A 21,001-nucleotide genomic window follows, 5' to 3' on the forward strand; every position below is an offset into this window, starting at 1 on the left:
TACTGTAAATTTAACCATTATTGCCCATTAAATCCAGATATTTCTGTTTCTTTCCCTTTTTAATTTTCGTTTCCCCCAGCATGATCTCAAAGAGTTTCTTCTCCTTGATATCCTCTTTGAGGTACTCCTTCATGGAACCCTGTTCGTAGTATTTCCTGATTTCTTCCGCGGAAGTGTCCATTCCCGCGGCCATGGTCTCGAATTCCTTTTCCACGTCCTCGTCGCTGGCTTCGAGGCCCATATCCCGCATAAGGGTTTCCACGATCAGCCGGCTCTGAAGGGCCTTTTTGGCGTCCGGCCGCCATTCATCCTGGATTTCGTCGATTCCCTTGCCGGATGCGCCGAGCATTTTCATGAGCTGCTCGGTGGATGTGTTGAACTGCCGGGCAAGATTCCGCCACCGGGACTCCAGTTCGATGCGCATCATGGATTCGGGGACAATTACTTCGGTTTTTTCCAGGATTTTCTCCAGGAGGTTGTTGATTTTAAGCTCCCGGGTGCGGTTGTCCAGGTTTTTTTCCAGGCGTTCCCGGATGTTTTTCTTGAGGTCATCCAGGGTGTTGAATTTCTCATTTACGTCCTGGGCGAGATCGTCGTCCAGGTCGGGGAGTTTCTTTTCCTTAACGGCTTTGAGGGTTACCTTGATTTTCTTTGTTTTGCCCGCCAGAACGGGATCATCAAAATCATCGGCGTAGGTTTTGTCGAATTCCTTGGTTTCGCCCTTCTTCATGCCCGTTACTTCATCATCGAATTTAAAGACATTCATCCCCGTTCCCAGGGTAAATACGTAATCCTGGCGCTCGCCGCCGGAAACGGGCTGGCCGTCCTCGCCGAGTTCCGTGTAGTCCACGGTTACCACATCATCCTTGGCGGCCGGCGCTGAATCGTCCTTGTCAATGACCAGGGCGTTCCGTTCCCGGACAGCCTCCAGTTCGCGGCTGATATCCTCATCCTCAACTTTTACATCGGGGACTTCGATTTCAATGCCCTTCCAGTCTTTTACGTCAACCTTGGGGAGTACGTCGTACTGGACCGAAAAAACAAGGTCCTGTCCGAGGTCGAGTTTCGGCTCGTCCTGCACCTGGGGTGTGGAATAGGGCAGGGGGCGGGCGTCCTCGGGAAAATCCTCGGCTTCGAAGATTTCCTGGACGCCTTTTTCCATGATCCGGCCCATGGCCTCGTCCTTCAGCGCGTCCCCGAATTTCCGTTCCAGGACTTCCCTGGGGACTTTGCCCTTCCGGAATCCCGGTATCTGTATGTTTTTAGAATAATCCGCAAGCAGTCCGCCGTACTGGGCCAGGACTTCATCCTTGGGGATGGTGATGGTTAGTTTTACCGCTGAATTTTCAAGATGGGCGATTTCTTTGGATAAGACCACTGTTTTCCTCTTTGCTTCTGGAGTATTCCGGGGCGAACGCAGTATCCTCGGATTAAAAAAGGCGGCCCCGCGGGGTCGCCTTCCGCATGAGAGCGGGAAACGGGAGTCGGACCCGCGACATCCACCTTGGCAAGGTGGCGCTCTACCACTGAGCTATTCCCGCATGCTGCTTCATTCCTTCTGTATCCAGCGGGGCTGGGCGCATTCGGAATGCGAGAGAAGGGACTTGAACCCTTATGCCAAAGGCACCAGATCCTAAGTCTGGCGTGTCTACCAATTTCACCACTCTCGCGTTGTTTTGAAAGCCACACCGCAAAACGGCGCCGGGTATCATATTCCTTTGAAAGGGGCGTCCCGTTGTTATACGGAGTTTAGCCGATTTTTAAGGGGCCTGTCAAGGTTGTGGGGGAGCGCCGGGACTGACAAGCCGGAAAGCACCCGGTGGGTACCGGTGCTGCGGGTCCTGTCGTACAAACATAGGGAATGGCTCCTGTCTCGGCTGCGCCTCCAAAGTCGCTCATTCCCTATGTTTGTACGCCACCCGGCGTTACCAGTACGGCTGGGTGCTTTCCGGCTTAACCGGCCCGGTGCTGCCCTTCGCGGGAGGGCTGCTCCCTCTGGCTCCAAACCTGCGGTTTTCCGCCACCCCCACTCCGGGTTCCCGGGTGATTTCTGGCTTAATCGGCCCGGTGCTGCCTTTTGCGGGAAGGGGAATCGGGTATGGAGGCTGTTTTCGGTGTTGGGTGCGGCGGGTGCGGGGTGTTGCTGACCAGCGAAAATTGTATAAAAAAAGCCATGGAAACTTGGTTTCCATGGCTTCTGAGAGCGGGAAACGGGAGTCGGACCCGCGACATCCACCTTGGCAAGGTGGCGCTCTACCACTGAGCTATTCCCGCATCATTAACAACACAATTTGAAATAAAAAACTTCCCAATTCAGGGGAGTTTTCTGAGCCGCGAAGGGATCGAACCTTCGACCCGCAGATTAAGAGTCTGCTGCTCTACCAGCTGAGCTAGCGGCCCGGGTGTAGGGCAGTGCCCTGGTCGCAATGTAACCTGCGTCCGGCAGGACTCGAACCTGCGACCTACGGATTCGAAGTCCGTCGCTCTATCCAGCTGAGCTACGAACGCATTCAGTTTGTGCCAAAATGCTTTTTTATACTATACACAGGGCGTTTTCGTGTCAAGCCTTTGGGTTTAAGGACTTGGATAAAAGGAACGGGTGGATGACGGGGATTGAACCCGCGACAGCCAGATCCACAATCTGGAGCTCTACCACTGAGCTACATCCACCATGGTTTGGAATGGTTTTTACTATGCCAAAAATAGCCTTCCCAGTCAAGGGGGAGCGTATATTGGGGAACACAGCCAGGACCCATTTTGAAGTTTTCCCTGATGGGTCCGCCGGTTTTCCCGGGTTACGTATTCTCCGTTGATTCCCGTTTTACCAGGCTCACGGGGAGGATCATTTTTACCGGAACCGTCTCGCCGTTCAGTTTCTGGACAATGCTTTGTATCGAATAGCGGCACATTTCCTCGATGGGCTGGTGGATTGTGGTCAGCCGCGGCGTGGTGAGGGTCGCCAGCTCCACATCGTCAAAGCCGACCAGGCTGATATCCCCGGGAATGCGGATGCCCTTCGCGGTGCAGACCTGGATTACCTGGGCGGCGATAACGTCGCTGGTGGCGAAAATACCGTCAACCCCGGGGTTATCGGTTAAGGCGTTCTCAATCCAGACTGAATAATCCCGGTTTTCAAACTGACGCTCCGATGAGGGACAGACAATACCTTCGACCCCGGATTTTTTGCAGGTATCGACGAATCCCTGTATCCGGTCGTCCGCCGGGAGGTGGTATTCAACGCTGCCGCTGAGGATAAGCAGCCGTTTCCGCCCGCTGTTGGCCAGGCACTGGACCGCCAGAACCCCTCCCTGGTAGTTGTCGCAGATTACCCCGGGGATGGTGTCGGAAACCATCCGTTCAAAGGAAATCACCGGGAATGATGTATCGAAATACAGATCCATATCCGAGGAACGGGTACAGAGCACAATCCCCGCAACACGGTTCGACTTGAGCATGTCGATGTATTCCAGTTCCTTTTCCCGGCACCGGTTGGAATTGCAGACCATGATTTTAAATCCGTACTGGGAGGCGTATTTTTCAAAAAAATTCAGGGCGGTATTAAAGAAAGGGTGGAGCAGGGAGGGTACGATGATGCCGATGATATTCGTGTATTTCCGGGTCATGGCCCGGGCCACCTCATTGGGCTGGTAATTCAGCTCCTTCATGGCGGCGTAGACCTTGGCTTTTGTTTTTTCGCTGATATAGCCCCGGTTGTTCAGCACCCGCGAAACAGTGGTGACCGTGACCCCCGATTTTTCCGCCACATCCTTCAATGTTGCCATTTGGCGCCCTCCGACCCGGCCGTGTTTTTTCTCAAGAATCCATAGGAATCAGGTTTCGACAATCATACCATCATAGGCGACTTCGAATCCATATTGTTCCGCCAATTCCTGGAGTTCGTCGTGGACCAGCCCGCACATATGAGAGAAATGGTTCAGAATGTACCGGGTGCCGGAATCGACGCAGCCCAGCTTTTCCAGCCGCTCCTTAAGCTCCCGGTTTTCCGTGATTCCCATGTGGCCGTCCCCGGGCAGGGTTCCCCGGGCGCAGTCCATACTCACCGCCCGGAACTTCCGGTCCCGCAGCAGTCCGTCACATTCGGGGCTCAAGGTTCCCGTATCGTTGGCGTAGAGAATATCCCCGGTTTCATCATGGAGAATGTACACGCAGCAGTCCTCCGCCGGATCGTGGTTCGCGGGCACCGGCGTGCAGGTGACCCCCTCAAGGGTAACAGGGACACCCGGTTCCGCGTAATGGTATTTCAGAATACCGGGAATCACGAAGGTATAGTTTTCGGGCAGTTCCGTTTCGAGAACCCTGCCCACGGCCCGGTTTCCGTAAATATGAAAAGAATTTTCCCCCGATTCCGGCCGTCGGATGGTCCCGTATTTTGCCGCCCTGACGCTTAGGGCGAACAGGTCCAGGTGGTCCCGGTGGGAATGGGTGGTGATCATGCCGCTGATGACCGAACCGTCTATCCCGAACCGGATCATCTGGGCGTTGATGTCCGGGGAAATATCGACGAGCAGCCGGTCGTTGACCAGGGCGCAGGAACGCATCTTCACGTTTTTCCCGCCAAGTTTCCGGGTTTTTTCACAGGCTTCGCACTGGCAGAACACGCTGGGCATGCCCTCCGCCGCGCCGGTTCCCAAATACTGGAGTTTCATGATTGTTCCCCTTTATCCTTTTATGCCGGACATGGCCAGGGACTGAATAAACTGTTTCTGGAACAGCAGGAATACGATCAATACGGGGATGACCATAAGAGTGCCGAAGGCGAAGATTTCCCCCCAGAATATATAGACATCCGTGGACAGCGCCCGCAGGGCCTGGGGCAGGGTGCGGAACCGTTCGTCCCGGGTGACCAGGGTCGGCCACAGGAGGTCCCCCCAGGTCCGTATAAAAGCCATGATGGCCACGGTGGCGCAGATGGGCTTCGACAGCGGGAGCATGATACGCCAGAAGATCGAAGCGTAATTGTCGCCGTCCACCACCGCCGCTTCCAGGAGCTCCCGGGGCATTCCCTTAAAATGGCTGTAGAACAGGAATATATACATAGGTGTGGCGATGGTGGGCACCGCCAGTCCTGCGTAGCTGTTGAGCATTTTGAGCTGGTTCGTGACCAGGAAGCGGCTGATGATCACCGCCTCGGTGGGAATAATCGCCAGGGCAATACACAGGGAAATCAGAAACCCCCTGCCTTTGAACCGGAGCAGCCCCAGGGCGTAGCCGATCATGGCGTTGATGACCGTCCCGAAGACGACATTTATCACCGTAACCACCGTGGAATTCCTGAAGAACCGGAAGAAATCCATTTTATTCATGATGGAAATGTAGTTATTGAAGGACAGCTCCCCATAGGGGATAAAGGCCTTAATCGACGACATATCCGCCACGATCTGGGTGTCGTTTTTCAGGGAAGCCACCCCGAGGTACACCAGGGGAAACACAAACAGGAATGCAACCAGTACGTATATTGTATAAAAAACCGCTTGGGTTATTATTTTCCTTCGCAAACTCATGGCAACGGCCATCGGTTACTCCTCCTTTCCGAGAAATCTGTTCTGCAGCAGCGAAATGGCCAGTACGATGAGGAAGAAAACCACCGAAATAGCCGACGAGTAGCCCACCTGGCTGTTGGTAAAGCCCGCGGTATACAGGGTATACACCACCGTATTGGTGGAACCCTTGGGGCCGCCGTTGGTGAGAACGAATACCTGGGTAAACAACCGCAGGGCGTAAATTGTATTGGAAACCAGGACGTAGACCAGGGTATTTTTCAGCATGGGAATGGTGATGTGCCAGAATTTCTGGAGTACGTTGCAGCCGTCCATATATCCGGCTTCGTACAGTTCCTCAGGGATATACTGGAGCCCGCCGAGGACAATAACCATCTGGAGCCCCAAAGCCTGCCAGATGTACATCACCGCGATACTGCCCAGGGCCAGGTTCGGGTCCTTGAGCCAGGTCTGGGGCGGGATGCCGAACAAGCCCAGAAGGGAGTTCATGAATCCGTCGCTGCTGGGAGAAAAGATGAATGACCAGATTACCGCGACAACCGTCATGGTGACTACCTGGGGGCTGAAGTAAATGGTCCGGAAGACGGAAACGCCCCGTATTTTTCTGTTTACCAGAAGGGCCAGTAAAGTCGCCAGCACGATCAGTGCCGGTACCACCAAAAGGGCGTACATAAAGGTATTGCCGAAGGCCTGGCGCACGGCGGCGCTTTCGAACATTTTTACGTAATTCGCAAGACCAACGAAGCTCACGGGCCTTCCCGCCCGGGCAACCAGCATTTTGTCGGTAAAGGAATACGCCGTGGACATGATAAACGGGATAATGATAAACACGGAAATAACCAGCAGCGCCGGCGCCGCGTACAGCCAGGCTACCGCGGTCTGGCCGTCCCGGATACGGTTTTTCTTTCTCAGTGCCCGTGCCGCCGCTTTTTCCTGTCTCGTCATGGAAACTCCTTACGCCGGAAGGGCAGGGCCCTTCCGGTTTTTTACCGGCTCGCGCCGGGCAGCAGGTATTATTTATTCCAGCCGTTTTCCTTGATAATAGCATCCGTGGATCTGGCCGCGTCGTCCAGAGCTTTCTGGGCATCCTCACCCACGAGGATATCGGTAGTAGCATCCCGGACCGCGCTCCAGATGGTCATGTGCGCCGGGGTAAGGGGCCGGAGGTAGCTGATCCCCGCTTCAAGCTGTTCCCGGTACAGGTACAGCCGCGCGCCGGGCTTGAATTCATCCTTTGAGTTGAGGATCGAAAGCCGCGACGGAATGGCACCGTTGAAGTCGGTTACCATATTGATGTATTTCGGCTGGAGAGCCGCTTCCATGACCTTCCAGGACGCGTCGGCTTTGCCGTTTTCCGTCGCCGAGGTACTCATCACCCAGACCACAGACCCGGAACCGGTGAATACCCCGTGGCCGAAATCCGGAATGGGAACGAGAATCGCGTCGTCCCCGAGGCCGTTCACGTGGTCGGTGTATTTCCAGTGGCCCACCAGGGAGAGGGCGCTTTCCTTCCGTCCGTAGAAGCCGTCCTCATAGTCGCAGAGGGGGTTCATATACCCCTGATCGCCGAGCCACGCCATGTACCGGTACGCTGCCACGGTGTTTTGTCCGTTAAGGGTGCCTTCCGCGAGCATGGTATTCCGGTTGAGGAAATCACCGCCGAAGCTCCGCACCACCGGAAGGTAGGTGAAGTACAGGCTGGAAGGGTTGTTCTGGCGGATGTAGAGCGGGAATTTTACGCCGCTGGCCTTGAGTTTCGCCAGGGCATCCTCGAATTCAGCCTTGTTCCAGGCTTCCTTGTAGGAAACGGGAATCCGGACTCCGGCTTTCTGAAGCATGGATTTGTTGGCCCACATGGCCATTCCGGAATCGAACTGGGCTACGGCGTGGAGTTTCCCGTCGTAGGTGGATTCGTCGATCACCGACTGCATCAGGTCCCGGCGCAGATCCGGTGAAACCCGGGAATCGATGTTCTCGATCATACCCACATCGTAGTAATACGCCACATCCAGACCGTCCAGAACGATAACATCCGGGGCGTCCCCGACAACCGGAGCCAGCTGGAGTTTATTGTTCAGTTCATCCTTGGGGTAGTATTCATCTTTGATGGAAATACCGGTGTCGGCGCTTATCTGCCGGAACATATCCCGGTAAATATTGTCCTCCGCCCCGGCGCTGATCCAGATTTTTACCGTGCTGTCGCCGGATTTCGTCTCGCCGGATCCGCCGGCCGCCGCGGCCGCAGTGACCAGGATTGCGCAGACAAACAAAGCCGCTGCTTTCTGCCAAATTTTCTTCATCGCGTTCCTCCGAAAAATGTACTGTATACCCCGGCCGCTTTCCGAAAAACAGTAATCAAAAACTGCGGCTGCGCCGCTCCGGAAAGTGCTGGGATGGTCTATTATCACCCTGCTTTTTTAATATGTCAATCAATAAACATATTTTTTTGGAATTATTTGTGGTATTTTTATATATTTTGATTTTATAAGCAGAAATACACGGTAATATTCGAGTTTTTTATATATAAATGGGTAAAATTGACCCAGTATTTATCGATTATCATATATAAAACGTTTGTCATATTGCTGTATTGAAATATCTATAGCTCAAGAATCCGGTTATTTTCCCCCTGAGAAACCGTTATTTCAAAGGTCCGGGAGGCAAAATCCGCCAGAAGACTCGCCCGGTCCGGTCCCGCGGTCCAGGTAAGGCGGAGCTGGTGTCCGGCGGGCGCTTCCAGGGCAAAATCACCGGAAAAAGCCCGGTGGCTGCTGCGGAATTCCAAAAGAGCCAGCAGTTTCCGCACCACCGGACGCCGCATTTCCCCGTGAATTTCTGCTTCGGAGTAGTAATGGCGGTTTATATTGCGGCCTTCCTTGGTCGCTTCCAGCAGGGTGAGGTCGTTTTTCCCCGCCAGGGCGCCCACGTAGTAGACCTGGGGTATACCGGGGCAGAAAAACTGCACCGCCCGGGCAAGCAGGTAGGCGTCGTCATCATCCCCCAGGGCCGAATAATAGGTGCAGTTTATCTGGTAGATGTCCAGGTTGTTGTACGCCGCGGTATTGTAGATTTTTTTGACATTCGCCCCGTACCGGAACAGATGTTCCTTGGTTTTTTCGATTTCCCCATCCGGCAGAAGGTCCTTTACATCCACCACGCCGATTCCGTCGTGGGTATCCAGGGTGGTGAACTGTTCCCGGGGGCATATTTCCAGCCAATGGCGCAGATATTGGGTCTGCCCGAAGTACAAAGCATGCAGGAGCAGCATGGGAAGGGCGAAATCGTATACGTAAAATCCCTGGTCCGCTATTTTTTTCTGAATTGTGTAGTGTTCATGGATCTCCGGGAGAATTTCCGCACCCTTATCCCGGAGAATCCCGGCGCAGTAATTGAGGAGTTCCCATATTTCCGGTTCCACAAAGAAGCAGTTGGTATTTTCTTTTTTAACCGCGTAGGCAAAAGCGTCCAGCCGCACCATGGCCGCCCCGTGGGACGCGAGACCCCGGAGCGTATCCGCCAGGAATTCCCGGCCCTCCGGGCTGGCCGTATTGAGGTCGATCTGCTCTTCGCTGAAGGTACTCCATATTTTTTCAGCGGTGCCGTCGGCGAATTCCGCGGTTACGCAGGGCTCGCAGGGCTTCCGCTTGTAGATCAGATCAACCTGTTCCGCGGTGGGTTCTCCGGCACGCCAGAAGTCCTTATACCGGATAAACAGGTTTTTATAGGGCGAATCGTCTTTCCTTTCAAGAAAATCCCGGTAAAACCGGCTGTTTCTGGAAATATGATTAATCATGTAATCAAAAATAAGATCGTATTTTTCCCCCAGGGCATGAATTGAATCCCAGTCCCCAAAGGCTGGATCCACCCGGCTGTAGTCCTCGGGAGAAAATCCCCGGTCACCGGAGGATGGGAAAAAAGGGAGAATATGAATACCGCCGAAGGCTTTGGAAAAATACGTATCCATGATTCTGTTCAGATCGGACAGGTCGTTTCCCAAAGAGTCGGGATAGGTAATCAATACGGGTTTATTCTTCATCCTTATTTCCCTGTACGCGTGAATACGCGGAACTCCGGTTCCGCTCCGGTGGATATCATACGCCGGAAATGGTAATTATGTCAATCGTTTATCATATTGAAATAAGAGCACCGATAAAACAGCATGGCAATACCGGGTCCGGGGGCCTGCCGTATGAAAAAACTATGGTTTTTTTCTAAATAGTATAAACCGCGGATACTGGCTTGCCGATAGTTGAAAAGTAGAACCGGGGAATTCTTCGGGATTTCCTTTTGTGGGGGTAGGATATGAATACCAGTCAGGGAAAAACACGGCACGGCCATTCCGGTGAGGATTTTGATAATTGCATGCTCATCCTCAGCCAGGAGGTTACGGTCCTGGAAAACCTGTCCGCCTGCCAGGATCTGGTACGGAAGGCGGTGATGAACCGTGAATGGGTTGATTTTGATGGTAAAATATCGAGCCTCAACGACCTCAGCGACCAGTTTGAAGCTCTGGAATTTGAGCGGACCCGGCTGTTCGCCCGGTATTCCCAGGCCGGTGACGGTATCGCCGAGGAAGAAGGGTTTTACGCCATGGCTCTGCGGCTTCCCCTGGGGCAGCGCCACGCCATGACCAGCCTCTACAGGCAGCTGAAAATGTACATTCTGCGGATCCGTTTAGCCAACGATTCGCTGATGCATTATATAAACGAAGCTAAATTAACCGTATCGGAATTTCTCGAAGCCGCGTTTCCGGACCGGAAGGGACGGCTGTATTCCCGCCGGGGCACCCAGATTCCTTCGGATATGCGAAGTATGGTGCTTAACCGCAGTTTATAGGAATTCCAGGAGTTACCATGACATCTACCTTTCAGGGCATAGAAATCGGAAAACGGGCTGTTTCGGCCCACCAGCAGGGATTAACCACCGTCGGACACAACCTTTCAAACGCCTCCACCGAGGGATATTCCCGGCAGCGGGTGGAATTTTCACCCTTTGAACCAATTTACCTTCCCGGACTCAACCGTGAGGAGACTCCCGGCCAGATCGGCCAGGGGGTGGTGGTGGAACGGATCGAACGGATCCGGGACCAGCTCCTGGACCAGCGCATTGTGGCCCAGGCCGGCGGGGAAGGGTACTGGGGTACCCGGGATAAGTACGTGCTCATGATGGAGCGAATGTACAACGAACCCGCGGATGTCTCCGTCCGGGGCCGGATGGATGCCTTCTGGGATTCCTGGGAGGAACTTGCCCGCCATCCCGCGGACAACGCCCCCCGCAGGGCGGTGATCGAACGGGGAAAAACCCTGATCGACAGCATCCACGAACGGTACAAGGGCCTTAAGGGGCTCCAGGATATGGCGGAGCAGGATATCCAGATTACCGTCGCCCGGGTAAACGAGCTTTCCCGGCAGATCGCCGGCCTCAATGATGACATACAGAAAATCCGCGCCCAGGGGGACAACCCCAACGATCTTCTGGATCGGCGGGATCTTCTGGTGGACAAGCTTTCCTCGATTATTGATGTGACCACCGACAGCCGGGACCCGGATGAGTTTATGGTGCATACCGCCGGTTTTGTGCTGGTCCAGGGCCGTATCGGCCGCCAGTTCAGCCTGGAGCGGGGTATTGAGACCGAGGGGTATTCGAAGATTGTCTGGGAAGAAACCGGCAACGACGCGGTTTTCCGGAGCGGCTCCCTGGCGGCCCTGGTGGAACTGAGGGACTCGACCATCCAGTCGGAAATCCAGAGCCTGGATTCCATGACCATGAACTTTATCGATCTGGTAAACGAATCCCACCGTCCCGGGTATGGTTCCAACGGAACCACGGGGCTCGATTTCTTTACGGAACGGCCCTTTGTCACCAACGTGACGGGAAACTACGACCGCAACGGGGACGGCGAATTCGATTCAACCTATATTTTCAGGATCGCGGGGACCAATACCCTGGAACCCAGGGCCCAGATCGGCCTCGAAGGGGTAATCACCCTCTCGGCGGCGGACGGGACCGTGGATATTCCTTATTATCCCACGGATACGGTGGCTGAAGTCATCCAGCGGATCAACAATTCCGGGGCGGAAGTCGTCGCCCGGCTCGACCGGGAAGGCCGGCTGTCCCTCAAGGGAACCCCCGCCGAGGACTGGAGCAACCCTGATTTCGTGATCCGCCATATCGAGGATTCCGGACGGCTCCTCCAGGGCTACGCCGGCCTGCTTAACGCTTCGGGGCCGGAAGGCGCCTACGACTGGGGCGGCGCCGACGCGGTTGCCTCCCTCACCGGCGGCGCCATCAACTATACCGTGGCGCCCGTAGCCCATCCTTCGGGATGGATCGAGGTGAATCCGTCGATCCTCAAGGATCCCGGTTCGGTCGCCGCGGGATACGGCCTCAACGACCGGCCCGCCAATGTGGGGAACGGCGAAGCCGCCACCGCTATTGCGTCCATCCGGTACAATGAAGTCATGGTAGGCCGGCTCGGCACCTTCGACGATTATTTCGCCGACGCCGTCGCCCGGGTCGGACTCATGGGAGAACAGAGCGAACGGGCTCTGGAAACCCAGAATCTTATCATGAAGCAGCTCAAGGATATGCGCCAGTCGATTTCCGGGGTTAATATCGATGAGGAATTGTCCCAGATGATCAAATACCAGCACGGGTACGCCGCGGCGGCCCGGTTTATTACAACGGTAAACGATATGCTGGATACCATAATCAACCGGATGGGAGTGTAAGCCATGAGACGGGTTTCAACGGATATGCCCAATGCGGATATGCAGTTTCATCTCCGGCGCCAGGAACAGCGCCTGAACGATATTCAGAATAAAATCGCCGGCCAGACCAGGATCAAGGAACTCCGGGACGATCCTTTAGCGGCGTCCCACGCGGTCCGGTATGAGTCCTATCTGACCCGCCTGGAACGGTTCGAGAAAAATGCCCTCTACGCAAATGACCATTACCGGGTAACCGAAGGCTATCTGCAGCAGGCCGAAGGCATTCTGCAGCGTATCCGGGAACTCTCGGTGACGGGCGCCAACGGTATATACGCTCCTGAGGACATGAAGAACATGGCGGTGGAGATCAACGAGCTGCTCAAGGAACTGGTGGAGATCTCCAATGCCACCGGGCCCGACGGGAATCGGCTTTTTTCCGGGGACAAGGCCTTTACCGAACCCTTCAGACTGGTGGAAGGTACCGTCGCCGGAGGCGGCGAGTCCATGGTCGTCCGGGTGGAGTACCGGGGCGCCGGCGCTGACCGGAAGGCGGAAATCTCTGAAAACGCGTATTCGGTGCTGGATATAGGCGGCGGCGAGGCCTTCTGGGCTGAGAAAATGCAGATTTTTTCATCCTTTGACGCCACGGACTACCGGGTCACTTCCCCGGGAGGATTTTTCGTGGACGGACAGGAAATAACCGTAAACCCCGGGGACACCATCCAGGCCATCGTGGCCAAAATAAACGATTCCCCGGCTCCGGTCAAAGCCTATGTGGATCCCGAGACAAAGGGGCTCGCCCTGGAGGGAACCACCGCCCATCTTATCCGTATGGAGGATAAGGTCGGTTCCACGGTCCTGCAGGATCTCGGGGTTGTGGCTTTTAACAGTGATTCCAACGCGCCGAACTGGCACAGCGCCGCCCGGGTTTCCGGGGGTTCCGCCTTTGACATGGTAATCCGTCTCCGGGACGCCCTGTTCCGGGGCGACAGCGAATACGTGGGAAGCCAGGGCATCGGCGGTATGGATCTGGCCCTGGGAAATATGCAGAGCCGTCTTGCGGAAATCGGGAGCCGGTCCGAGCGGGTAGAAACTACCTGGCGCAGGATCAACGCGGAAATTCCCAATGTCACCGCCGCTCTGTCCCGGGAAGCGGGTCTCGACTTTGCCGAGGCCGCCACGGACCTGGGAATGATGGAATTTGCCCACCGCGCGGCGCTGCAGACCGCCGCCAAGGTTATCCAGCCGACCCTGCTGGATTTCCTGCGTTAGTAAAACTGGATACCCGCCGGGCCCGGTTAGCCGACAGGCGTTCCGGGGTCCCTTGGCTTAGTTAGGAGATACAATTGAAGGTTGCAACAAAGGCCTACGGCCTCATTGATGTGGATGAACGGCAGAAAATCACCTTTCCCAAGGGATTGTTCGGATTTGAAGCATTTACGGACTACGTTATCCTGGATGCGGAACGGCAGCCCTTTTACTGGCTCCAGTCTTTGGAGGTGGAGCAGGTCGCCTTTATTCTGATTAACCCCTTCCTGTTCCGGCCGGATTACGAACTGGATATTGATGACGGCGAATTATCCGAAATCGGCCTTTCCGATCCGGAGAAGGCCCTGATCTTCTCCATCGTTACCATACCTTCCGACGGGAGTCCAATGACAGCCAACCTTCAGGGACCGCTGATCATCAACCGGGAGACCCGTTCCGGCCGTCAGGCCGTACTTGCAGACCAGCGCTGGAAAACGAAACACGATATTATGGCCGAACTTGCGGCTGCAAGGAAAGAGTAATGCTCATACTATCCAGGAAAGTCAACGAAAAGATAATGATCGGAGAGGATATCTCCATCTCGATAATAGAAGTCCGGGGAGATCAGGTCCGTCTCGGGGTGGACGCGCCAAAGCACGTTAAGGTTTTCCGGCAGGAAGTTTTCGACGCCATCAAGGCCGAGAATAAAGCCGCCATGGAATCGACTCCGGTCATCCCCGAACTCGGCATCACGGAAGAACGGAAACCGCTTTAAAAATTACCCTTTCCGGGCTGTCCGCGGCGGAAACCGCCGCGGACCCGGCCTTTCTCAGGAGTTGGGGTTTTTCGTCCCAATATCCTTGTGCTCTTCGTAAATTGCGTCGAAATCATCGGCTATCGCAGAGAACACCTCCACCAGGGACGGATCGAAATGGGTACCGCTTTCCTCCTTAATTTTTTTTACCGTTGACCGGTGATCCAGAGCGTCCTTGTAGCTCCGTTTCATCCGCAGGGCATCGTAGACGTCCGCTATGGCCACGATACGGGCGGGAAGGGGAATCATGTCGCCGACCAGCTGGAAAGGATAGCCTGACCCGTCCCAGCGTTCATGGTGGCTCAGGGCGATTTCCTTTGCCATGGGATTGGGGTACGTCGACAGAATATACGCGCCGTTCTTGGTATGTTCCTGCATAACCGACCATTCCCAGTCCGAAAGGGGCCCTTCCTTGTTGAGAATATCGTCGGGGGTTCCGATTTTCCCCACATCGTGCATGGATGCCAGGAATCCGATATCGTCGATAAAATCCGCGTCGATATGCTCATATCCGGGCTTATGGTACAGCTCCTCGGACAGTTTTCGGGAGTAGTAATTGACCCGGGTAATGTGCTGGCCCGTATCGTTGTCCTTGAGCTTTGAAGCTTCCAGGAGGCTCATAAAGACGCTGCGGAGCAGGTGTTTGTTTTCCTCGGTAACGTCGTCGAACAAGACCACGAATTCATTCGGGTCGCGGGTATTGACTTCGGAAGGGAACAGGAAAACCCTGGTTTCCACGGTTTCGATTTCCCGGGTTTTCAGGCGTGAGATACCCTTCCAGGAAAAGCCGTTCTTGCCATGCAGCACGGTATCCCTGATATCCCTGATTGACTCAAGGCCGAAGGACTTTCCGAAAACATCAAACAGCTGGTTGCCTTCAAGTTTAAAAAATCCGGTAAACAGTCTGTGGCAAGCGGGATTTTCATAAATTATCCTGAAATTCCGGTTGATTATCAGTACTGGAAAAATGCTGCTTTTAAAAATGAACGAATCCGGCGGGGCCTCTAAGACAACGTCCTCATCTTCAAAAGCAGGATCTTGAAGGTCTGTTTCCTCCAAATCCTCTAAAACTTCATCCAATTCCTCAATAACGTCCTCCGGATGGAACTGGTTTTGCACAGTGCCTCCCCAATGAAAAAACTTTTAAAAAACTATTGTTTGTCGCGGAGCGATAATTCGGCGTCACTTTTCCGGATATACACGGGACCGCTTTCCAGATTATCACCGCTATTATTTAATATATATAGTTTTCGCGCTTTTTCCAATAATTCCTTTGCATTTCCCCGGCGCCGCCCCGGGTCGAGGATCAACGTCCCCTCCGGTACAAAGGATGAAGCGGCGCGGATAAACAGATCTGCGTCGGGCCCGGTAACCAGGACCGGGGTATCCCGGGGAAGGAGTTCCAGTATTGTTTGGACCTCCGCGTCAAGGTTCTCGGTAACGCGGTTTTCCCCCCGGTAGAGGGCCGTAAAAAAGCTTTTTTTCTTCGCGTCCATCACCGGCAGCACCGCCCCGGGCCATACCGCGCAATGGGCCGCCATGCAGTCCAGGGTAGGGACCGATATGAAGGGAATTCCCAGAGAAAGGGCCATGCCCTTTGCCGCGGAGAAGCCGATCCTGAGGCCCGTAAACGAGCCGGGACCCTGCATGCATGCTATCAGGGAAAGGTCCTTTGGTGTCAGGTCCGCCTGTTTTATAAGATCATCTGCAATTTCCATGAGAAGCTCCGAATGGCGGAGCCCTGCGTCAATTTCGGTATACCGCATACCGTCTCCGGAGGAAAGGGCGGCGGAAAGTATGGATGTGGCGGTATCCAGGGCAAGTATATTCATTGTATTTCAGGTAATCCCCGGGCGGATATGGTTATCTTCCGTTCCCGGGGACCGGTAATTTCGATTTCGACAACCACGGCATCCTCCGGGATCGAGCCGGGAATGCGTTCGCTCCATTCAATAATACTTATTCCGCCGCCGTAGATCAGCTCCTCGCCTCCCATGGCGGAGAAATCATCCTCCCCCCGAAGCCGGTACGCGTCGATATGGTACAGGGGGATCTCCCCTTCGTATTCGGACACAATTGTGTAGGTTGGGCTGGTAACTTCATCCCGGATACCCAGCCCGCGGGCTATGCCTTTGGCAAGCTGTGTCTTCCCGGCTCCGAGCCCTCCCCGGAGGGCCACAACGCTTCCGGGACGCAGATTCGCCGCCAGTTTTTTTCCGATGCGAAGGGTTTCTTCCGGAGAGGCGCTTATATAATCAGACAGGCAATCCGCCGCTTCTGTCAAAATCATCGATATATGTTTTCAGCTTTTTCAGCAGAGGAACCATAGGATAATCCACCGGCTGGTCAAAGGTCACGTTGATTTCCTTTTTGCCGGTGGGCATAATCTCTACTGAAAAATCTATATGCCTTTCCACGGTTTTACTGAGAATTTCCATGACAATAGTCCCGGTATAGAATCTCCGGTAATAAATAGGATGATCCTTCCGCACTATATCCTTCAGCTCAATAATCTGCATCTGATTAAAATATCCTTAATTATGATGTAGGGTCAATCCTGGTCATAGCCAAAGACCATGGCGTTTACCGCGTTGAGGCTTTTTCTCGTTATCTTGATAAATTTAATGTGCATGATAATTCCCAGTCCACCGCTCCGGTTCGTCCTCAGGACCTGGCCAAGGGCCGCCAGGGACCGTCCTTCGCTGTTTTCAAAGGTAATCTTAATCCGGGAACCCACGGGGACAACGGAGGTCGTTTTTACCGCGCATCCTCCGGCGGAAATATCCAGAATGGTTCCCATAGAACGGCGGGGATCCACTGACATTTTCCGCTCGGTTTTTCTTCCCCGTTTGATTTCTTCAATATGAACGATGGAAAAATAGCATGAAATGGTGACTTCCTTGCGTTTAAACCGGCGTTTCGTCAAAGCCATGGCTTTGCTGGAATGTGCCAGCTCCAGCGCCAGTCCCTGGGGTGTTTCGAGAACATCCTGGACGCGGCTTTCAATGGAAAATCCCTTGCTCAGGTTTGTGAAAAAGGAAAGGGTTATCTTGCTGCCCCGGGCGAATTTAACCGGTGTTCCCAGGGAATTCCGGGGGCAGTCCACCAGAAGCTGGTTGCCCTTGGATGAAATGACCCGGACAGGGTAGGTCGCGCCTTTGGCGGTGGATAGTACCGCCGCCATGTTTTCGGATATCCTGCGGGCGGGGCCCGCGGCGGCGGATTTGTCCGGCTGGGCCGCTTCCACGGTATTCCGGATAGAAAAAAGCAATGTCAGGAAATCCTGGACTTCCTGTTCGCTTTCGCCGCTTTTTTCAATGGATTTATAGGCCCGTTTGAAGTGCCGGTCCAGGGACGGGACATTCTGCATAACCGTTTCGGGATTTGAGACCCCGTCGTTTTTAAAAACGTACTCCAGGAGCTTTGTCTGGTCTTTATCGAGACCATAAAACGAAGCTACCTTGCGCATCTGGAATATGCTGAAATTTCTCGTTGAGGATCCGCTGCTTTTGCCGCCGCCGCCGCTGCCGCTGCCTTTGGGACCGGCGCCGATTCCGTTCCTGACGATATTTATCACAATAACGGCGATAATAATAACCGCCAGGGTTACGAGAAAAATCGTTGAGACCACGGGGTCTTCTTCTTTAAACCAGACAATGTCGTCCTGGAGGAGAAACATGCTGTTCCCAAAGATACCCATATCCATATACCCTTACACCGTTTTTTCCGCTGATTTTTTCAATATGCCGAAAAGCAGCCGAAGCCGCGGGGCCAGCTCGTATTCAGCCAAATCGCCCACCAGAACGGCGTCCTTCGCCTCGTAAGCGGCGAGCATTTCCTTTATGGTCGCGTCGAATCCTTCAAAAAAGTTGTCAAAGGTCGCTCCGCTGTCTCCCTGGTATTCAAATTCAAAACCCCGGGAGTTTAAATACGCCATAAGCCGGAAGAGTTTTTCCGTAATGTTTGAGAAAAGCTGGACCGTTTCCGTGGCCCGGCTGTCCTTGCCGGTTTGGAGATCCAGGGGAAGGTCCTCCAGCCGCTGGGATACTCCGTCGATAATCGTTTCAAGCTGCAGCAGCGCCTGCTGGGGGGCGCTGATTTCGGCGATCCGCTCATCCGTCAGGGCCAGGACCTGATCCGGAGAGAGCCCTTCCCCGGACAATGCCGCGTCAATGATCCCGAAGAGTTCCGGATTCCGGTGGGAAAGGAAACTGGCCGCGGCGCTGCCTTCCCAGTCCTGCTGTATTTCCTGCCGGCTGTCAAAGGCCGCTTCCCGGTATGCCTCGAGAATATCCCGGGCGACAATCAGGGCTTCCAGAAGCAGTTCAAAGAGATTGCTTGTCTGAATATCCAGAACGTCAATCTCGGACAGCTTCCGGTCAAATACCTCGCCGATGCTTCCGGCGGAAATTTTTTCGTTGTTTATGGTTATACCGCTTAAGGAGTAGCCCGAGCCCGCAAGCCAATCCTCCAGGCCCGAGAGGAGTTCTCCCAGGGTCTCTTCGGATTCCAGGGTAATTTCTGCTCCTTCGCCGTTGATGGTCAGATTCATGGTAACTCCCAATCGTGTGATTCGCCGTACAGCCTGTCAGGGTCCGGGCCGGTTCGGTATATCCTCACCGCCGCAGGCGAATCCGCGGCGGAGTATTCCCGTTCCCTTAAAAAGGGCCTTAATTATTATTATTAGCCCTGCGGCTGAACTGGTCCAGGGATGTCGCCGTTTGTTCCATACGGTTATAGGCGCCTTCCATCTGGCCGTACTGGCGTTTGAGGGTGTCTTCCTTGTTGGCAAGCTGCCGGTCCAGGGTTTCTATGCGGCGCTGTTCCTGGCTAATGCGGGAATCAATGGTTCCTGTTTTGAGGGAAATAATCCCCCCGGTTTCCACAAAGGGCCGGGCCAGGGTATCCACCGCGTGGGCAATCCCGGAATCAATAATCAGGTCGCCGTCGGTATCGTACCCGAACAGCTGCTGTATTGCGGGCAGCTTGGTCTGGAGGGCGGCATCGAGGGCCTTTTCGTCTATTTCCAGATATCCCCGGAGCCGGGACGCGTCGTATCCGCTGCTGGCGCCGGAGCGCCGGACATCGGTACCGATACCGATCTGGGCAAGCATGGATAATTCCCGGTCCGCCGAAGTGGGGTAGGGGGCGGAGGCAATACGCTGGAGGTTGTTCCGGAACTGGTTCAAAGTTGAATCCCCGGAAAACGACCCCAGGCGTTCCCGCATTTCATCCTGCTCTTCCCGGGTAAGGTAGGTCAGTTCCTGGATTACCCGGTCGTCGTTTCTGGTCAGTACATTGATATCCGCCATGAGCCGGTTGTAATTACCCACCAGGTCAATGATGGCTTCCTTGATGGAGTCCCGGTCCGGTTCAACCCCGAGCCGGACCTGCCGGTCGGAGGCTGTCTTCGCCGTGAGGGTAACTCCGGGAATGAGATCGTCAATGGTATTGGTCGGCCGCTTTACTTCAATACCTTCCATGGAAATTATCGCGTCCTGGGCGACGGAAACGGCGTTCCGCGGGCGGAATCCGTCGTTCGCGTCGGGATCGAAAATCCGGACGTTCCGGATGGAAATATCCCGGTGGGTATTGTTGTTTACCAGATCCATGGAAACAATGGTCCTGGACCCGGCGATATCACCGAGCCGGTACTGATAGGTATTGAAATTTTCCGAGTCCCGCACAGGGGGCAGGGCGGCGCTGGTGCCGTCGGAGAACGTCAGGAGCAGCACCCCCAGGTCGTCGACCCGTTTTGGCGGCTCCGGAGGCGTCCACTGCGGCATGGGGACACTGGAAGGGTCATTTTCAACGGTAATACCGCCGTAGCTTGCCGATCCCGCGGAGGGAACGGCAGGTCCCGGCGGCGGTCCGGCGGTGGTCAGATCCGCGTCGGTTTTGGTTTTGGTTGCGGTTTCAAAGCTTATGGTTAATGCCCCAGCGGCCTGTATGGGCTGGCCCAGGGTAATCCGGGCTTCGCCGCCGGCGGCGACCTGGAGGGTTCCGTCCAGAACCGAAACCAGGGAACTGTTGACATCCCCGGATCTTCCCCGGACGGACGCGGGGGACAGGGCGATATCCCGCCGTGAATCGTCAACCTTGTCCACCATGCCCGTTGCCAGGGCCAGGGTTTCGGCGGCTTCGGAGAAGCCGAGACGGTTTCCCGCTCCGGTAACCAGGGATTCCACCAGCAGGGACCGGGTCCCCGGTTCCACCGTAATGATGCTGGCTTTTAGTTTATCCCTTCCCCGCCGGTTGAGAGCCTCGGTAAAATCCTTGAGGGATCCCCCGCGGAAGTTAAATGCAATTTCATCTTCCCCGACGGTAAAACTGTAGCGGCCTTCCTCGATCCGGTAATTCTCATCCAAAGGAGTGGAAAGAAAACGGTCAGCCGCCGCGACCTGTTTGACAATAAAGCTGCGTTCCTGCTCCACCGCGTCCCGGGCGGCGGTTCCGCTAAGTATTGAATCATCGGAAGAAAAAACGACCCGGTCGTTGAAGGGATTCTGAAAGGAATACAGGAGCCGGGAGCTTTCCCTGAGAGAAGTCATCCGGCGCCCGACATCCTGCCAGTAGGTTTTTTCGGTTTGGAGGTTCTCTACGGTCTGTTCCGCCCTGTCCCGGGGGATACGTTCGACCTTCATGAGATCCTCAACGAGTTTTTCTGTATTAAACCGGCTTTTTACTCCGGGAACGTAAATATCGGACAT

General features: G+C 54.7%; 19 protein-coding genes and 6 tRNA genes. 5 read left to right on the top strand and 20 right to left on the bottom strand.

The window, feature by feature from the left end; genetic code table 11:
* Positions 1-10: 10 nt before the first annotated feature.
* From tig to gtfA, 13 genes are all read right to left on the bottom strand, one after another.
* Complete coding sequence (gene tig / locus JFL75_RS00875) at positions 11-1,378, bottom strand: trigger factor (RefSeq protein ID WP_215624820.1); 1,368 nt, start codon at positions 1,376-1,378, stop codon at positions 11-13.
* Positions 1,379-1,469: 91 nt separating this feature from the next.
* Positions 1,470-1,541: transfer RNA gene (locus JFL75_RS00880), tRNA-Gly, on the bottom strand.
* A 48-nt stretch (positions 1,542-1,589) separates the two neighbouring features.
* Positions 1,590-1,670, bottom strand: a tRNA-Leu gene (locus tag JFL75_RS00885).
* A 532-nt stretch (positions 1,671-2,202) separates the two neighbouring features.
* Positions 2,203-2,274 (bottom strand) — tRNA-Gly (locus JFL75_RS00890).
* Between the two features lie 53 nt (positions 2,275-2,327).
* Positions 2,328-2,400, bottom strand: a tRNA-Lys gene (locus JFL75_RS00895).
* A 34-nt stretch (positions 2,401-2,434) separates the two neighbouring features.
* Positions 2,435-2,508, bottom strand: a tRNA-Arg gene (locus JFL75_RS00900).
* Positions 2,509-2,598: 90 nt separating this feature from the next.
* Positions 2,599-2,670 (bottom strand) — tRNA-His (locus tag JFL75_RS00905).
* A 125-nt stretch (positions 2,671-2,795) separates the two neighbouring features.
* Positions 2,796-3,782, bottom strand: coding sequence for a LacI family DNA-binding transcriptional regulator (locus tag JFL75_RS00910; RefSeq protein ID WP_215624821.1), 987 nt, complete (start codon positions 3,780-3,782; stop codon positions 2,796-2,798).
* Between the two features lie 48 nt (positions 3,783-3,830).
* A complete protein-coding gene (locus JFL75_RS00915) occupies positions 3,831-4,667 on the bottom strand; it encodes an MBL fold metallo-hydrolase (protein ID WP_215624822.1) in 837 nt (278 codons plus the stop codon).
* Between the two features lie 12 nt (positions 4,668-4,679).
* On the bottom strand, positions 4,680-5,534 hold the full coding sequence (locus JFL75_RS00920) for a carbohydrate ABC transporter permease (protein ID WP_215624823.1): 855 nt from the start codon (positions 5,532-5,534) through the stop codon (positions 4,680-4,682).
* A 3-nt stretch (positions 5,535-5,537) separates the two neighbouring features.
* Complete coding sequence (locus JFL75_RS00925; protein WP_215624824.1) at positions 5,538-6,464, bottom strand: carbohydrate ABC transporter permease; 927 nt, start codon at positions 6,462-6,464, stop codon at positions 5,538-5,540.
* 68 nt (positions 6,465-6,532) lie between these two features.
* On the bottom strand, positions 6,533-7,819 hold the full coding sequence (locus JFL75_RS00930; protein ID WP_215624825.1) for a sugar ABC transporter substrate-binding protein: 1,287 nt from the start codon (positions 7,817-7,819) through the stop codon (positions 6,533-6,535).
* A gap of 299 nt (positions 7,820-8,118) precedes the next feature.
* Positions 8,119-9,555, bottom strand: a complete 1,437-nt coding sequence (gtfA, locus tag JFL75_RS00935; RefSeq protein WP_215624826.1) for a sucrose phosphorylase — start codon at positions 9,553-9,555, stop codon at positions 8,119-8,121.
* Between the two features lie 266 nt (positions 9,556-9,821).
* On the opposite strand from gtfA, the gene JFL75_RS00940 reads away from it, so the two are divergent.
* The 5 genes from JFL75_RS00940 (at position 9,822) to csrA (ending at position 14,252) form a co-directional block, all read left to right on the top strand.
* Positions 9,822-10,355, top strand: a complete 534-nt coding sequence (locus JFL75_RS00940) for a hypothetical protein (protein WP_215624827.1) — start codon at positions 9,822-9,824, stop codon at positions 10,353-10,355.
* Between the two features lie 17 nt (positions 10,356-10,372).
* Complete coding sequence (flgK, locus tag JFL75_RS00945; RefSeq protein ID WP_215624828.1) at positions 10,373-12,250, top strand: flagellar hook-associated protein FlgK; 1,878 nt, start codon at positions 10,373-10,375, stop codon at positions 12,248-12,250.
* Between the two features lie 3 nt (positions 12,251-12,253).
* Complete coding sequence (locus JFL75_RS00950; protein WP_215624829.1) at positions 12,254-13,501, top strand: flagellar hook-associated protein 3; 1,248 nt, start codon at positions 12,254-12,256, stop codon at positions 13,499-13,501.
* Positions 13,502-13,575: 74 nt separating this feature from the next.
* Positions 13,576-14,019: a flagellar assembly protein FliW gene (gene fliW, locus JFL75_RS00955; RefSeq protein ID WP_215624830.1), complete on the top strand. Its 444-nt coding sequence runs from the start codon at positions 13,576-13,578 to the stop codon at positions 14,017-14,019.
* Positions 14,019-14,252: a carbon storage regulator CsrA gene (csrA, locus tag JFL75_RS00960; protein ID WP_215624831.1), complete on the top strand. Its 234-nt coding sequence runs from the start codon at positions 14,019-14,021 to the stop codon at positions 14,250-14,252. Before fliW ends, csrA begins: the two co-directional genes overlap by 1 nt.
* A gap of 54 nt (positions 14,253-14,306) precedes the next feature.
* Here the strand turns inward: csrA and JFL75_RS00965 are convergent, their stop codons facing one another.
* The 7 genes from JFL75_RS00965 to fliD form a co-directional block, all read right to left on the bottom strand.
* Positions 14,307-15,410, bottom strand: a complete 1,104-nt coding sequence (locus JFL75_RS00965) for an HD domain-containing phosphohydrolase (RefSeq protein ID WP_215624832.1) — start codon at positions 15,408-15,410, stop codon at positions 14,307-14,309.
* 32 nt (positions 15,411-15,442) lie between these two features.
* Positions 15,443-16,123, bottom strand: a complete 681-nt coding sequence (gene tsaB / locus JFL75_RS00970; RefSeq protein WP_215624833.1) for a tRNA (adenosine(37)-N6)-threonylcarbamoyltransferase complex dimerization subunit type 1 TsaB — start codon at positions 16,121-16,123, stop codon at positions 15,443-15,445.
* Positions 16,120-16,581, bottom strand: coding sequence for a tRNA (adenosine(37)-N6)-threonylcarbamoyltransferase complex ATPase subunit type 1 TsaE (tsaE, locus tag JFL75_RS00975; protein ID WP_215624834.1), 462 nt, complete (start codon positions 16,579-16,581; stop codon positions 16,120-16,122). The genes tsaB and tsaE overlap by 4 nt, the downstream gene beginning before the upstream one ends.
* Positions 16,547-16,810 (bottom strand): hypothetical protein, encoded by a 264-nt coding sequence (locus JFL75_RS00980; protein WP_215624835.1) that lies wholly within the window; start codon positions 16,808-16,810, stop codon positions 16,547-16,549. Before JFL75_RS00980 ends, tsaE begins: the two co-directional genes overlap by 35 nt.
* A gap of 32 nt (positions 16,811-16,842) precedes the next feature.
* Entirely contained in the window at positions 16,843-17,991 is a 1,149-nt protein-coding gene (locus JFL75_RS00985; RefSeq protein ID WP_215624836.1) for a PilZ domain-containing protein, read from the bottom strand.
* Between the two features lie 12 nt (positions 17,992-18,003).
* A complete protein-coding gene (locus tag JFL75_RS00990; protein WP_215624837.1) occupies positions 18,004-18,843 on the bottom strand; it encodes a DUF8042 domain-containing protein in 840 nt (279 codons plus the stop codon).
* Positions 18,844-18,961: 118 nt separating this feature from the next.
* A complete protein-coding gene (fliD, locus tag JFL75_RS00995) occupies positions 18,962-21,001 on the bottom strand; it encodes a flagellar filament capping protein FliD (protein ID WP_215624838.1) in 2,040 nt (679 codons plus the stop codon).

This window comes from Breznakiella homolactica, assembly GCF_016616095.2.
GTDB classification, from domain to species: Bacteria; Spirochaetota; Spirochaetia; order Treponematales; family Breznakiellaceae; genus Breznakiella; species Breznakiella homolactica.